Origin of the sequence: Pseudomonas sp. IT-P4, from assembly GCF_949767755.1 — a bacterium.
GTDB classification, from domain to species: domain Bacteria; phylum Pseudomonadota; class Gammaproteobacteria; order Pseudomonadales; family Pseudomonadaceae; genus Aquipseudomonas; species Aquipseudomonas monachiensis.
In genome coordinates this window covers 108,277-122,532 of record NZ_CATKPX010000045.1, presented here as the reverse complement: position 1 = coordinate 122,532, position 14,256 = coordinate 108,277, and the positions used below count along the sequence as shown (strand labels likewise).

The 14,256-nt window shown below is 60.9% G+C and carries 12 protein-coding genes; 2 read left to right on the top strand and 10 right to left on the bottom strand.

All coding sequences use genetic code 11. The features are described from left to right. Positions 1-20 precede the first annotated feature (20 nt). Both ACM6IT_RS18550 and ACM6IT_RS18545 read right to left on the bottom strand, forming a co-directional pair. A complete protein-coding gene (locus ACM6IT_RS18550; RefSeq protein WP_056728559.1) occupies positions 21-2,024 on the bottom strand; it encodes a DUF1302 domain-containing protein in 2,004 nt (667 codons plus the stop codon). A gap of 124 nt (positions 2,025-2,148) precedes the next feature. After that, positions 2,149-2,715, bottom strand: a complete 567-nt coding sequence (locus ACM6IT_RS18545) for an RBBP9/YdeN family alpha/beta hydrolase (protein ID WP_414918483.1) — start codon at positions 2,713-2,715, stop codon at positions 2,149-2,151. Between the two features lie 355 nt (positions 2,716-3,070). Here ACM6IT_RS18545 and ACM6IT_RS18540 point away from each other — a divergent pair, with 355 nt between their 5' ends. Next, a complete protein-coding gene (locus ACM6IT_RS18540; RefSeq protein WP_056728557.1) occupies positions 3,071-4,087 on the top strand; it encodes an AraC family transcriptional regulator in 1,017 nt (338 codons plus the stop codon). Positions 4,088-4,268: 181 nt separating this feature from the next. Here ACM6IT_RS18540 and ACM6IT_RS18535 read toward each other — a convergent pair whose 3' ends face one another. The 7 genes from ACM6IT_RS18535 to ACM6IT_RS18505 form a co-directional block, all read right to left on the bottom strand. Next, positions 4,269-5,279: a YeiH family protein gene (locus ACM6IT_RS18535; protein ID WP_056728555.1), complete on the bottom strand. Its 1,011-nt coding sequence runs from the start codon at positions 5,277-5,279 to the stop codon at positions 4,269-4,271. Further along, positions 5,276-5,602: a Rieske (2Fe-2S) protein gene (locus tag ACM6IT_RS18530; RefSeq protein WP_056728553.1), complete on the bottom strand. Its 327-nt coding sequence runs from the start codon at positions 5,600-5,602 to the stop codon at positions 5,276-5,278. Before ACM6IT_RS18530 ends, ACM6IT_RS18535 begins: the two co-directional genes overlap by 4 nt. Then, positions 5,599-6,261: a DsbA family oxidoreductase gene (locus ACM6IT_RS18525; protein WP_414913971.1), complete on the bottom strand. Its 663-nt coding sequence runs from the start codon at positions 6,259-6,261 to the stop codon at positions 5,599-5,601. The genes ACM6IT_RS18530 and ACM6IT_RS18525 overlap by 4 nt, the downstream gene beginning before the upstream one ends. Next, positions 6,258-7,586 carry an MFS transporter gene (locus tag ACM6IT_RS18520; protein WP_056728549.1) on the bottom strand — a complete coding sequence of 443 codons (1,329 nt, stop codon included), beginning with the start codon at positions 7,584-7,586 and terminating at the stop codon, positions 6,258-6,260. The genes ACM6IT_RS18525 and ACM6IT_RS18520 overlap by 4 nt, the downstream gene beginning before the upstream one ends. A 92-nt stretch (positions 7,587-7,678) precedes the next feature. After that, complete coding sequence (locus tag ACM6IT_RS18515) at positions 7,679-8,731, bottom strand: 3-keto-5-aminohexanoate cleavage protein (RefSeq protein WP_414918482.1); 1,053 nt, start codon at positions 8,729-8,731, stop codon at positions 7,679-7,681. 86 nt (positions 8,732-8,817) lie between these two features. Beyond that, positions 8,818-9,666: a TauD/TfdA dioxygenase family protein gene (locus ACM6IT_RS18510; protein WP_414918481.1), complete on the bottom strand. Its 849-nt coding sequence runs from the start codon at positions 9,664-9,666 to the stop codon at positions 8,818-8,820. A gap of 13 nt (positions 9,667-9,679) precedes the next feature. Continuing rightward, complete coding sequence (locus ACM6IT_RS18505) at positions 9,680-10,660, bottom strand: quinone oxidoreductase family protein (protein WP_414918480.1); 981 nt, start codon at positions 10,658-10,660, stop codon at positions 9,680-9,682. 204 nt (positions 10,661-10,864) lie between these two features. Here ACM6IT_RS18505 and ACM6IT_RS18500 point away from each other — a divergent pair, with 204 nt between their 5' ends. Next, positions 10,865-12,784 (top strand): alkaline phosphatase D family protein, encoded by a 1,920-nt coding sequence (locus ACM6IT_RS18500; protein ID WP_414918479.1) that lies wholly within the window; start codon positions 10,865-10,867, stop codon positions 12,782-12,784. A 119-nt stretch (positions 12,785-12,903) separates the two neighbouring features. Here ACM6IT_RS18500 and ACM6IT_RS18495 read toward each other — a convergent pair whose 3' ends face one another. After that, entirely contained in the window at positions 12,904-14,052 is a 1,149-nt protein-coding gene (locus ACM6IT_RS18495; RefSeq protein WP_056728539.1) for a hypothetical protein, read from the bottom strand. Between the last annotated feature and the right edge of the window lie 204 nt (positions 14,053-14,256).

Below are 14,256 nucleotides of genomic sequence, written 5' to 3'. Positions count from 1 at the left end.
TTAAGCAAATCAGTGGTGAATCAGAATGTAGTTTTCATCGTCAGGTACACGGCGCCACGGTCCTCAGTCGTGGCACCACCTCCGGAGAAGGACGAGTAGCCACCGGCGTAGCAGGCGTAGTTTTCGTTGCCGCTAAAGGCGTTCGGGGTAGAGCCGTCACCACCGGTTGGGCCGGTGCTTACACCGCTCTTGTTGCACTTGTCGGTTTCGCCAAAGGAGTCCACGTACTTCAGGTCGACAAAGTATTTGTTGTACACAATGGCGCCCACGCCCACGGCATAGTTGCCGGTGTCCTTGGCACCGCCACCGGAGACCGGCGACACACCATCGAGACCGACGTTGACCGACATCGGCGCGTTGAGATCGACACCCGGGAATACCTGGTACCAGGTCGGTGTGAAGTTGACGGCCAGACCCCAGTTGTCACGGGTCGGCGCGTCGATGCCGCGATAGCTGCTCTTGCCTTTGTAGAGCGCCTCGTTTTCGCTATCGAGCTTGAGCAGGTTGCTGTAGTACAGCTCGGCCAGCACGGTTGCCTGGTCGAACACAGGTGTTTTCGGCAGGGTCATCAGACCGTTGAGCGTCCAGTGCAGGGTGTCACCGGTGGCGGCCATGCTGTCGCCACGGCTCGGGGTGTCATAGACCACACCGGTGGCGTCCGAACGCGCAGGCAGCAGCCCAAGCCCTTGACCCAGGCCCAGCGGGCTGCGGGTACTGACGATCGCCGGGATACTGGCCAGCGGCATGTTGTGACGAACGTTCAGGTCCGAACCCACGCTGATTCCACCCACGTCCTTGGACAGGCTCAGGCCAAGGATCTTGATGTTGTCGGCATAGGCCAGTTGATAGGTGGCGGTGTCCAGCGAGTTGAGGGTGTTGATCACCGCAGGCACTTGCCCTGCCGGACGGGTGCCGTTCGGGTTGGCCGAGGTAATGCCCCGGGCGTCCAGCCAGGCTTGCGGCAGGATTTCCGAGGTTTCGCGGTAGTAAACGCCGAGGGTGCCATCCAGCCAGGCCGGCGACCATTTGGCCATGACGCCCCAGTCGCCGCTGTCATGCGGGGTCAGGTCCTTGCCGCGACGCACATTGGTCAAGGCGTTGCACGGCGCCAGGCCACAACCGAGCGGGCTGCCCGGTACCACGCCGTTGGTGTTGCCCAACAGGAACGATTGCGCGCCGAAGCCGACCAGGTCGGAACCACCGTAGTAGGTGCCCGCTTCCGGCAGACGCGCGGCATCCCAATTGAGGAAATACTGGGCACCCACGGTCAGCTCGGGATTGATGGTGAACGACATCGACAGCTGGTTACGCGGAACGAACAGTTCCTTGGCTTCGGTACCCGGCGAAGCGGCGAGCTTGGCCAGGTCGAGGCCGGACTGGCCGTAGCTGACCGAGTGCACCGGGTTGAGAATGGTCTCGCCCCAGAACACGTTGTGCTGACCGGCCTTGGCGCTGAACATCGACTCCTCGCCCACTTCGGTGCTGTAGAACACGAAGGCATCGAGGATTTCGCCCGAAGGACCGCTGTAGTAGCGCTGGGCATAGTTGCTCAGGTGCGGGCTGCCGTTGCCGACGTTGTCATGGGTGACCCCGGCCAGGCGCGGGTCGTTGGCGATCAGGCCCGATCGCGCATCGTTGCCGTTGACGAACGGGTTGGAGTTGGAACCGGTGTTGTCATAGGCCTTGTCGTACCAGCTGGCGGCGCTGACGCGAAAGCCCATGGCGTTCTTGTAGACCACGTCCATTTCGGTCAACAGGTCGACACGGTTGGTGATGTTGGTACCGGCCTTGCGGAAGTTGTAGTCGCCGTCGTTGTTGTTCGGCGTTGCCAGCATGCGCTTGTCGGCGCTTTCGGTGCGTACGCCGTAGTTGTACTTGATGGTGTTATCCACGCGTACGTTCCAGTCCGGATTCCCCGTCTCGATCTCGACCCCATGGGCCATCGGTACGGTTGCCGCGAAAATGGCCGAGGCCAGCAAGGTGTAGCGTGGCGCGGTGAAGCCGTGACTCTTATTGTTGTGCATTGCGTTGTCTCCGCCTTTTTGTCTTTGTTTTAAGCGCAGCCGCCCTCGCACAAACCTCTTCGGGCTTGCGTTTAAGGAATGAGGGCAAATGCCGGTTGGCGTACTGCCAGTCCAGCTCCTTGTACTAGCGATCCAGCTCCAGGATGAGTGCTTCAGCTTGCTGCCAGTGGCCAAATCCTGCGGCCGGATTGAGATGACCGACTTCGCCCAGATTGAGCAATTCGGCGCCCCAGCCTTCTGCCATGCGGGTGACCGCGGCAAGACTGGCCAGGTGATCGTTGGTGCTGCCGGCCACGATGCTGCGAAATGGCAGCGGACCTTGTGGCAGAGGATTCCAGCCCTGGTTACGCAGGGTCTCGGACGATGGATAGTTTGACGGCCAGACCGCATCGAGGTCCGGTGGCGCGGCCAGCAAGGCGCCCTTGATCGGACGGCTGTAGTGCGCAGCCCAGTGCGCGACCATCAGCACACCTGCGCTGTGGGCCACCAGAATCACCGGGCCGTCGATTTGTTCGAGTTCGCGTTGAATCGCCCGCACACGGGCCATGCAATCGAGCTTGTCGGTCGTAAGCGGCGCCACACTGCGCACGTTGCTCAGCCTGGCGGCCAGCAGTGTTTGCCAATGTTCGGCCACATGCTCGCGCAGGCCTGGGACGATCAGAACGGTGGCGGCAGTTTGCAGTTTGTCCACGGTCAACACCTTCGCTTTCTCGATAACTCGACTGGCTGTATTCGCCAGGGGCTTTTTGTAGGGTCGACATTAAAGAGCGCCCACCCGAAGCGCTTTACATTGGACGTCATGCACTTTTCTTTTGATGACAAATTGTCGGACACTTTGACAGCGCGACCACCGGTCGAAAAATCCCGCAGGTCGGCGCAAGGTCACTGTAATCAACGGATGAGCGCCGGTGGCTCCATGCAGCGTAGAAGACTGGTGACCGGCCAGCATGAATTCCATCAACGACATGACAACTGTTCAACTGTTGATACGCTGGATATAGTCGCCACGCTCACGCCAATCGCCATCGGCCCAGGGAAGACTTTGCATGACCAAGCTTGTTCGCGCCGCCGTCTTGACCAACTACCTGGAGGTCACCCAGTACCTGGGTTTCAACCCGCGCGACGTGCTGGCCGCTGTCGGCCTGAGCAGGGCCCAACTGCAAGCCCCTGAACACCGTATCCATATCGATGCCGCCGTGCGCTTGCTGGAAGACTCGGCCACCGCCAGCGGCTGCCAGACCTTCGGCCTGAGCATGGCCGAGTCGCGCCAGCTCTCGGACTTCGGCGTGGTCAGCCTGCTGCTCAGCCACCAGCGCACCCTGCGCGATGCCTTGCAGGTGGTGGTGGATTACCGGCACCTGATGAATGACTCGCTGGCCATCTTCATCGAGGAGGCCGGCAAGATGGTGATCATTCGCGAAGAGGTGGTCACCGAATCGCCGATGCCCAGCCGCCAGGCCACGGAGCTGGCCATTGGCGTGATGTTCCGGCTGTGCTCGGCCCTGCTGGGCACACACTGGCATCCCTACAGCGTCAACTTCATGCACCAGCCACCGGACAACCTGCACCTGCACCGCCGCCTGTTCGGCTGCAACCTGGAGTTCGGCAGCGAGTTCAACGGCATCGTCTGCCCAGACATCAGCCTCGACATGACCAACCCCAACGCCGACCCGGCCATGGCCCGCTATGCCCAGGGCTACCTCGACTCGCTGCAGAACCACGAAGGCGCCTCGATGCTGTTCGAGGTGCGCAAGGCCATCTACCTGCTGCTGCCCATGGGGCGCGCCACCATCGAGCAGGTGGCCCAGAGCCAGGGCATGAACGTGCGCACCCTGCAACGCCGCCTCAAGGACGACGGCTGCGCGTTCAATGACGTGATCAATGATGTGCGTCGCGATCTGGTGCTGCGTTACCTGGACAACCCGAACTACTCCCTCAGCCGCATTGCCGACATGCTCGGCTATTCCATGGCAAGTTCGTTTACCCGCTGGTTCATCAGCCAGTTCGGCATGCCGCCGGCGACGTGGCGCGCGCAAAAACAGACGGGGACGAAACCGTCCTGACAGCCCGGCAAAAAAAACGGCGACTGCTGGTACAGTCGCCGCGAAAGCGCGAGGTTGGAACACCATTCCCTGTGGGAGCGAGCTTGCTCGCGATGGCGGTGTGTCAGCCGCCATGAGTGTTGAATGTGAAACCGCTATCGCGAGCAAGCTCGCTCCCACAGGTTTTGTGTCAGCCTGCCAATTAGAGGCCCCAACGCAGCAACAACAGCACCAGCACCACCAGGAACACCGTCTCCCCGACCATCAGCAGAATCGGTTTGATCCCGACCGCCGCCAGCTCCTTGAGCCGGGTCTTCATGCCCAGGGCACTGATGGAAATCACCAGGCACCAGCGCGACAGTTCGTTGACCGATCCCTGCACCGCAGGCGCTATCCAGCCGGTGCTGTTGATGCAGGCCAGAATCAGAAAGCCGACGGCGAACCACGGCAACAGCGGCGGGCGCTTGCCCGTCGGATCGGCGCCTTGCATGCGGGTGATCATCGCCGCGGTGACGATCACCGGCAGCAGCATGGCAACGCGCATCAGCTTGACCACCGTGGCCGTGTCGCCGGTCTCGGTCGACATGCTGTAGCCGGCACCGACCACCTGGGCCACGTCGTGGATCGTGGCGCCGAGGAACACCCCCGCCACCTGCGGTGACAACTCCAGCCAGTTGGCGATCATCGGGTAGACGATCATTGCCAGCGTCGACAGCGCCGAAACGCCGATGACCGTGAACAGTGTGGCGCGCTCTTTCTGCGGATGGTTCGGCAGCGCCGCTGCCAGTGCCAGGGCCGCCGAGGCACCGCAGATGGCCGTCGCGCCGCCGGTGAGCATGCCGAACAGGCGCTGGAAGCCCAGGGCCTTGGCGGCGATCACCGACACGCTGATGGTCACCACCACCAGGATCACCACCAGCGCTATCGGCTTCCAGCCCAACGCCGCCATTTGCTCCAGGGTGATGCGCATGCCCAGCAGCGCCACGCCAATGCGCAGCACGGTGCGGGCGGTGAACTCGATACCGGCCTTGCAGGGGCCGTCATCGGCGAGAAAATTCAGGGCCATGCCCAGCAACAAGGCAAACAGCATGACCGGCGCACCGTAGTGCTCGGACAGAAACGACGCGGCGGCCGCGACAATCAGACTGACGATAAGCCCCGGTGCCAGTTCGCGCGTGCGAGTGTGGATACGGGTGAGAGCAATGGCGCTCATGGCGCGGACTCCTCGGTTGCGATGACGATAAACGCCTGGCCGTCGATGATCTCGACCGGGTAGTTGGTGACTTTGACCTGCCTGGAATTGAGCAGGTAACCGCTGTGCAAATCGAAGCGCAAACCATGGGCGAGGCATTGAATCACCCGGCCCTCAAGACGCCCTGCGCATAGCGAAGAACCCTGGTGCGGGCAGCTGTCGTCAATGGCAAACAACTGCCCGTCGACGTTGAACAGCGCCAGGCTTTTGTCTTCGAATTCGAACAGCGCCCGGCCACCGGCCTGCGGGTACTTGCCGGCTGGCACGGGAATGCGCCGGGTCATGCTGGCTGCCGCTCGCGATCACTTTCCTTGAGGGCTTCGGTCATGGCCCCGAGCAGCGCCTGGACAGGTTGTGCGCCGATCACCGTCAGGCGGTTGTCGAATTTGAAGCTCGGCACACCACTGGTCGCGCCAGGGGAGCCTTCAAACGGCGTGGCATCGCCCTTCAGGCAATCGAGCAAGCCGTCCTGGGACACGCCGCAGGAGCGGGCGATGGCAAGCAAGGTCTCAGGGCAACCGAGGTTTTCGCGCCTCTGGAAATAAGCGGCGAACAGTCGCTCGAGCAACATTTCACGCTGGCTGGCATTACCCAGTGCGCTGGCACGCTCGAACAAGCGATGGGCGTCGGCGGTGTTGGGCATCGTCTCGATACGACTGAGATCGATGGCCAGTCCGACTGCACTGGCAGCCTGCTGTACCTGGTTTTGGCGCATGGTCATTGCGTCGGCATTGCCCAGGCGCTTGCGGTAGAAATCGGCGAAGGGTTCACCTTCCACCGGTATCTGCGGCAGCAACTGCACACCGTGCCACACCGTGGTGATCTGCACATCCGGGTGGCGACTGCGAAACTGCACCTGCGCATGCTCCAGTTGGCGTTTGCCGATCAGGCACCAGGGGCAGATAAAATCGAAAAACACATCAATACGTAAACGACGACTCACAACTTCACCTCTATCCCGGCGGCACTGACGGGCTCAGGCAAGCTCTGACCCTCAAGCCGGGCGATATCTTTTTGGTAATGACACTTGGCATAGAAGAACACCGCTGCCGCCGCGAGGCTGACCAGTGGCACTAATTGGAAAGCGGCATGCAGGCCGATGAGGTCCGACACACGGCCAGTCAGGAACGGCCCGGGTGCCAGCCCCAGCAGGTTATTGGCCAGGGTCAGCGTGGCGAACGCCGTACCGTGGACCGAGTAATGGGTCAGGTTGGCAACCATCGCGCCGGCGGGGCCGGTGGTGCCGGTGGCAATCGCCATGCCCAGACAGATCAGCGCCAGTTGCACCGGCCCTGCGTGCAAGGCAAAGGCCGCCGACAGCAGCAGGCAACTGCCCAGGCAAAAGCCGATGGCCAGGCTGACCTTGCGCTCCGGCGAGTTGCGACACAGGCGGTCGCTGAGCATGCCGCACAGGATCATTCCCGCTCCGCTGCACAACACGATGATCGCCGCCATGCCACCGGCCTTGTCGGTGGGCATGTCGTAGTAGCGGTTGAGGTAGCTGGGAATCCACACCATCACCGTACCGCCGACGAACAACTGCAAGCCGCTGCCGATGTAGGTCGCCACCACCGAACGGCTGGACCACAACGTAGACAACGGACGCTTGACCGCTGCCACCTTGTTCGCCAACTGAGCTGCACGCTTGGGCGCAATGCGCGCTTCCTTGACGATGAGCGGATAGAGCACCGCCAGAAACAGGCCAAACAGCGACATGCCGGCGAACGACCAGCGCCAGCCCAGCTTGGCGGCGATCGCACCACCCAAAGCCATGCCCAACACCGAACCGAACATCCCGCCGGCCATGAAGGCACTGGCCAGGGTGGCCCGCATGTGTTTGGGGAACACCGAAATCACTACCGCGATGCCCACGCTGCCGTAGGCCGCTTCGCCGACGCCGACCATGAACCGCGCGATGAACATCTGCTGGTAGTCCTGGGCCAGCGCGCAACCCAGGGTCGCCACGCTCCACAGGAACGCCATCAGCGCCAGGCTCTTGACCCGGCCGAAACGGTCGGCCATCAACGACAGGGGAAACGTCAGCAGGCCGACCATCAGGGCAACGATGCCGCTGAGCAGACCCAGCTGTCCGTCGCTCAATGCCCACTCACTCTTGAGCAGCGGGAATACCGCGTTCAGCACCTGACGCGACATGTAATCGGAAATCAACAGGCCGAACGTCAAGGCAAAGACGATCCAGGCATATTGGCGCGCAACGCCGACTCCGCTGGAGTCGTCATCGTCAGCGGCGATTGGGTGAAAGGCCATGCAGCCTCCTCAATAGCTTTGTTTTATTTTTGTTATCAAGCGTGTAACGGTCAGGCGGACGAGAGGTCACGGCCTCTCGTCCCGACCCACGGTCAACCGCGTTGCGGAGTACCTTTCTGCCCAGCCTTGCGGTTGGGGGCCATGCCGTTGGCCAACAGGGTTTCTTCGATGGTTTCGTACTGCACGCCGATGCGGTAGATCTCGCGGGCTTCTTTACCGGTGGCGATTTCACGGCCCAGTTCATGGGCAATGCGCACGGTTTGCCGGATCTGGGCAACGGAGCCGAAACGGTCACCCTTGTGGTCAATGATAGTGTCTTCGTTGCCCACACGCGGGTGCATGCCCATGGCCATCGACATGGTGTTGAACGGCATGACGTTTTTCAGCAGCGACTCGGAGGTCAGGGTGCAACCGTCCGGCGCGCGGTGGATGAAGTTGAAGAAGTTGAATGGGTTCGGGCCGTCGAAGCCGCCGCCAATGCCGATCCAGGTCAGGTTCAGCGGGCCTTTGTAGACGCCACGGCGCACCAGGCGCTCGAGGGTTTCCAGGGCGTGCATGCCGGTCAGCTGGAAGTGCGGCTGGATGCCGTTGTCCATCAGGCGCTTGAGGTGTTCGGCAACCCAGGCAGGTCCCGCCGGTACGGTCATTTCGCTGTAGGCGGCGTGGATCATCGGGTTGTCCAGGGAAGTGCCTTTGAGGTACTCCGGGTACAACAGCTCCATGATGTTCATTTGCGTGGTGTTGATCGCGACCGTGACCTGATCCGGTTTCGGCGTCAGTTCGGCCAGCATGTGACGGGTGTCGTCGGACAGCCACTTGGCCGCTTCGCCGTCGCTTTCCGGGGCGAAGGAAATCGAGCCGCCGACCTGGATGATCATGTCTGGCACGGCTTCACGCACACCCGCGATCAACTCGTTGAACTTCGACAGACGCTTGGAACCCTTGCCGTCCAGTTCGCGCACATGCAGGTGCAGCACGGTGGCGCCGGCTTCATAGCAATCGACCGCTTTCTGGACTTGCTCGTCCATGGTCAGCGGGATGTCTTCCGGGAAATCTTCAGGCATCCATTCCGGGCCGTACGGGGCCACGGTGATGACTACCTTTTCCATGTTTTCGGGGTGCAGGGAATCGTCGAAGAATTGCATGGGTTACTCCAGTTCTTATGATTGTCCCGCCCACCCGGAGTCGCGCCGGGCAGGCGTGTTTACGAGAGCGAATGCAGAGGCGTGGATCAGTAAGTCTTGTCGCCGATGATCCCGGCGCGATCCATCTTGCGATGGCAAGGCGGGTAATCCATGACGGCGTAATGCTGGGTGCTGCGGTTGTCCCAGATGGCGATGCTGTTGGGCTTCCAGCGCCAGCGCACTTGATACTCGGGGATGTACGCCTGGCTGATCAGGTAGCGCAGCAAATCGCTTGCGCCCGGGTTGGCGTCCTGACCGAAGCGCACCCGCTCAGGGGTGTGGTAGTTGCTCAGGTGAGTGGCGAAGGCGTTGACGAACAGCACTTTCTCGCCGGTTTCCGGGTGAGTGCGCACCACCGGGTGCTCGGCATCCGGGAACCGCTCCCTGAGTGCCAGGCGTTTTTCAATCGGCATGGCGGCGCCGAAGCTCGCTTCGATGCTGTGGCGCGCACGCAGGTCGGCGATCTTGACCTTCACGTCTTCGGGCAAACGTGCGTAGGCCTCGACCATGTTGGCCCACATGGTGTCACCGCCCACCGGCGGGCACTCCAGGCAACGCAATACGCAGCCCATCGGCGGGGCATCACGCCAGGTGGCGTCGCTGTGCCAGGAGTTTTCGTAGCGGTCTGCCGGCTGGTCCGGACGCTTGTAGATTTGCACCAGACCCGGATGCTCCGGATCGCTGCCCGCGACGGGGTGATCTTCAAGCTCGCCGAAGCGCCGGGCAAAAGCTACGTGCTCGGCGCGGGTGATGTCCTGATCGCGCAGGAACACCACGCGGTGCTTGAGCAACTGGGCGCGGATCTCGGCAAACAGGCCGTCGTCGTGCACGGCGTCAGCCAGGTTCACGCCGATCAGTTCGGCGCCAATGCTGCAGGTCAATTGTTCGACTTTCATGGCTGGCCGCTCCTTAAACGACGAAAATCGATGAGCCGGTAGTCTTGCGCAATTCAAGGTCGCGATGGGCCTGCACGGCGTCCTGCAAGGCGTAGTGCTGGTTGATCTCGATCTTGATCCGGCCGCTGCCGACGTGGTCAAACAACTCACCGGCCAGCGCGGCTTTTTCGGCCGGGTCGCTGATGTAGTTGGCCAGGGCCGGACGGGTCAGGTACAGCGAACCTTTCATCGCCAGCATCACCGGGTCGAACGCCGGGATCGGTCCGGAAGCAGTACCCACGCAGACCATCAGGCCACGGGGTTTCAACGAATCCAGCGAACCTATGAAGGTGTTCTTGCCGACGCTGTCGAACACCACATTGACGCCCACGCCATCGGTCAGTTCGCGAACGCGAGCGGCGACGTCTTCATGGCTGTAATTGATCGCATGGTCGCAACCGTGAGCCCGGGCGATTTCCGCCTTTTGCTCGGTCGACACCGTGCCGATCACGTTCAGGCCCAGCAACTTGGCCCACTGCGAAACGATCAGGCCGACACCGCCAGCGGCGGCGTGCAACAGGATGCTGTCGCCCGGCTTGAAGTCATAGATGCGGCGCATCAGGTACGAGGACGTCAGGCCACGCATGGTCATCGCGGCAGCGGTCTCGAAGCTGATGGTTTCCGGCAGCTTGATCAGCGGCGCGGCCGCGATCAGGCGCTCGGTGCTGTAGGCGCCGAGGGTGTTGAGGAAACCGGTGTAGGTGACGCGATCACCGACTTCGACGTTGGTAACCCCTTCACCAACGGCCTGGACTACGCCAGAGGCCTCGACGCCCATGCCGTTGGGCATCGGAATCGGGTAGGTGCCGTTGCGGAAGTAGGTGTCGGCATAGTTCAGGCCAACCGCCACATGGCGAAGGCGAACCTGACCCGGACCGGGTTCGCCGACTTCGACGTCCTCATAACGTAGAACTTCGGGACCACCGGTTTCGTAGAAGCGTACGGCTTTGGCCATTTTTCTTATTCTCCAATCTGCAATATGGGCGTGTTGCATCGAATTGCGCTGATTGGACTGTAGGACGAGGCCTGTCGGGACGCTTCTCATCAGACGACAATGGCTTTTCATTTGGTGACAGACAGAAACGGGATCGTCTGGCCAGTCCCGCCACCACCTGCGCTATCATCGCCCGCTTCCACGCCCCAAGAGTCTTGAAGCCGGATGTCCGAAACGCTGCCACTGCCTGATGATCATGCCTTGCCCCCAGTCCTGGCCGGCCCGCTGTTGCGGCGCCTGGAGCCCACGCGGCTGGTGCTGTGGCTGGTGGGTTCCCGGGCGCTGGCGCTGACCTTGCGCTTGCAGGGCGTCGGCGATATCCGCCTGGATGCCGGTCAATGCACGGTGATTGCAGTGGGTGCCCATGCCTTTGTGCACTTGATCGATGTACAACTCGATGGCGCCCTGCCCCGGGACGAGTCGATCGACTATGACCTGCTGATCGATGGCACAGAACAAGGCATCGCCGACTGGGCGCCGCACCTGCTGTATGGCGATGCCCGTTGCCCGAACTTCGTCCTGCGCGCTCGGGTCGACCAGTTGCTGCACGGCTCTTGCCGCAAGCCTCATCACCCGGCGACAGACGGCTTGCTGTGCGTCGACCAGTTACTGGCGCAGGAACACGCAGCCGGGGAGCGCCCGGCACTGCTGATGATGACGGGCGATCAGGTCTACGCCGACGATGTCGCGGGGCCGATGTTGCGGGCGATTCATGCTTTGATCGACCGTTTGGGCCTGTTCGGCGAACATCTCGAAGGCGCCGTGGTCAGCGACAGCGCCAGGCTCTACGAGCATCCGGCCAGTTACTACCACCGTGCTGATCTGCTGCCGGCACTGCAAAGCAATGAAACCCTGCGCGAGCGATTTTTCGGTGGCGCGCGCAAGCCGATTTTCACCAGCAGCAGTGCCGACAATCACCTGGTGACCTTCGCCGAAGTCATGGCCATGTATGTGCTGGTCTGGTCGCCAGTGCCCTGGACCCTGATCGCGCCCCAGGCACCGACGCTGACGCCGGAACGGCTCAAGCGCTACGCCCTTGAACAGACTCACATCGATGCCTTCAAGGCAGGCCTTGGCAACGTCGCGCGGGCGCTGGCGCATCTGCCGACGCTGATGATTTTCGACGACCACGACATCACTGATGACTGGAACCTTAGCGCGCAATGGGAGGAAACGGCCTACGGCCATCCGTTCTCCCGGCGCATCATCGGCAACGCGCTGCTGGCGTATATGTTGTGCCAGGGCTGGGGCAACAATCCGGATGCGTTCACTGCGGTGCTGGAAAAGGCCGGAGCGTTGAGCACCAGCACACACGACCGTCACCTCGACAGCAGGGTTCAGGATGATTTGATCGATGATCTGCTTAAGTTTCAGCACTGGCATTACGTGCTGCCGACCACCCCGGCCATGGTGGTGATCGACACCCGCACCCGACGCTGGCGCAGCGAAATAAACCTCAAGCAGCCTTCCGGTTTGCTCGACTGGGAAGCCCTCAGTGAACTGCAACAGGAACTGCTGGACCACCCGAGTGCGATCATCGTTTCGCCAGCACCGATCTTCGGCGTCAAGCTGATTGAAACCGTGCAACGGGTATTCAGCTGGTGCGGTTATCCACTGCTGGTGGACGCGGAAAACTGGATGGCCCATCGCGGCGCGGCACAGGTGATCCTGAATATTTTCCGCCACTCGCGCACCCCGGGTAACTACGTGGTGCTGTCGGGCGATGTGCACTATTCCTTCGTCTACGAAGTGCTGATCCGCCACCGCAAGGCCGGGCCGCGCATCTGGCAGGTCACCAGCAGCGGCATCAAGAATGAATTCCCCCCCGCCCTGCTCGAGTGGTTCGACCGCCTCAACCGCTGGCTGTACTCGCCACGCTCACCGTTGAACTGGCTGACCAAGCGTCGACGCATGCGCATCGTGCCCCACGTGCCCGAGCACGCCGAAGCCGGTGAGCGGCTATGGAACTCGGCGGGGATCGGCCAGGTGTATTTCAATGACCTGGGGCAGCCGCAGACCATCTATCAGCACAACTCGAACGGCTCGCCGAAGACCCGGATGATTGCGCCGGACGGTGATGATTGAGGTAGAGAAGACACCACAAAGAACTGTGGGAGCGACAGTGCGGCGAGCAGGCTCGCACACACTGGATTTCTGGCGTGTACTATTTCCAGATCCTGTGAGCCTGCTCGCGAAGTGGCCAGTTAAATATTGGGGGAATCCATTCTGTAACCTGCCCCCGGCGCACCTTCATGGAGTGCCACCTGGATTTTCGAATACAAGGCATTCGCCTCAGCAGTGGTGATTGATCGCGAACAATCACGCAGTACAACACGTAGTAGCACATTCTCCTGCCCCGGCAGCAATCCGAGGCGATCGATGGCCTGCAGAGGCAGTTCTGTGAACGCCCAGCGCCCTTTGATCTGCATTTCCTCGATCCAATCTGAACAATCGCCAGCGGCCTGCAACATCCTTTCAGTCAACACTTCCTCGCTGAGCCCCGGCGTCACCGCCAACGAAATATCACGAGTAATCGAAGGCAACCGAGAGACGGCACTCCACGGATTCAGATCATGCATCTGGGCCTGTACGCGTTCGTTCTGATCACGCAGCAAACGAATATCCGGGATGCCTTTGCGCAGCATGGTCAAGCGATCCAACCCCATTCCCAGCGCCAGTCCTCCATGACGCAGAGGATCGATCTTCAGTCGCTCCAATAATGATTTGGCAATTCGACCGCACTCCAGAACCTCTACAGGGACGCCGTCATTCAACAGATTTACTTCGATCCCGCCCTCAGTGTAGTGATGCGGACTATCACTGAAGATCCAAGGCATATCAGGCACGGCAGATTTGAGGATATCGCCGACCAAGCAGAGCAAATGCTCATGCGTCGACAATTCAGGATCGCCGAGCACCCAGATATCCATCTGATGCGGCTCCGCACAATGCCAACGATCCCGGCTGTCGCGACGAAAAGTGATACCAGGCGCGGCCAATAATATTGACTGCCCTGGTTGTCGTAGCTTGGCCGCTCGCTGAAGCGCGGAGGGAATTTGGCTAGTGGTTTGCGTCCGTAACAGAGACCACTCGTCAACCCATCGAGTGTGTGCACTTCCAAGCGTAATCTCAGATGGGTCATAACCAAGCAATCCGTAGTTTTCTTCAGCGGAAACAATTCTCGGCCCCGTCTGCACTTGCGCTTGTGGCCAGCCTTTATCCGTTAACCCTTGAAGGACCTCCTTGAGTAATAGTCGAATGGCGTGATCGGGTGCAGCGGGTTCTGTTAGATCAGCCAGTAACAAGGCTTGGTGTACGGATGTCTCTGTCAGATACTTCTTTGATTCCTGCACTACACAACCCCTTATTAACGATTGAATGCATACCCCCTGTAAGAAGAGCCCCATAGACCAACCTAACGATTTCAGATCGTCCATCACAACCAAATTCGGTGGAACACTAAATTTTCAGAAGAGGACTACAGCCACTACTTACACAAATAACCAAGAGCTTCGTACAAGACACCTAACGAGCATGATTAATTCTAAAAAAACTTA

Bases quoted from the DNA above. Each gene is read 5' to 3' on its own strand.
- ACM6IT_RS18550 (WP_056728559.1), bottom strand. From the start codon at position 2,024: ATGCACAACAATAAGAGTCACGGCTTCACCGCGCCACGCTACACCTTG.
- ACM6IT_RS18540 (WP_056728557.1), top strand. From the start codon at position 3,071: ATGACCAAGCTTGTTCGCGCCGCCGTCTTGACCAACTACCTGGAGGTC.
- ACM6IT_RS18535 (WP_056728555.1), bottom strand. From the start codon at position 5,279: ATGAGCGCCATTGCTCTCACCCGTATCCACACTCGCACGCGCGAACTG.
- ACM6IT_RS18530 (WP_056728553.1), bottom strand. From the start codon at position 5,602: ATGACCCGGCGCATTCCCGTGCCAGCCGGCAAGTACCCGCAGGCCGGT.
- ACM6IT_RS18520 (WP_056728549.1), bottom strand. From the start codon at position 7,586: ATGGCCTTTCACCCAATCGCCGCTGACGATGACGACTCCAGCGGAGTC.
- ACM6IT_RS18515 (WP_414918482.1), bottom strand. From the start codon at position 8,731: ATGCAATTCTTCGACGATTCCCTGCACCCCGAAAACATGGAAAAGGTA.
- ACM6IT_RS18510 (WP_414918481.1), bottom strand. From the start codon at position 9,666: ATGAAAGTCGAACAATTGACCTGCAGCATTGGCGCCGAACTGATCGGC.
- ACM6IT_RS18505 (WP_414918480.1), bottom strand. From the start codon at position 10,660: ATGGCCAAAGCCGTACGCTTCTACGAAACCGGTGGTCCCGAAGTTCTA.
- ACM6IT_RS18500 (WP_414918479.1), top strand. From the start codon at position 10,865: ATGTCCGAAACGCTGCCACTGCCTGATGATCATGCCTTGCCCCCAGTC.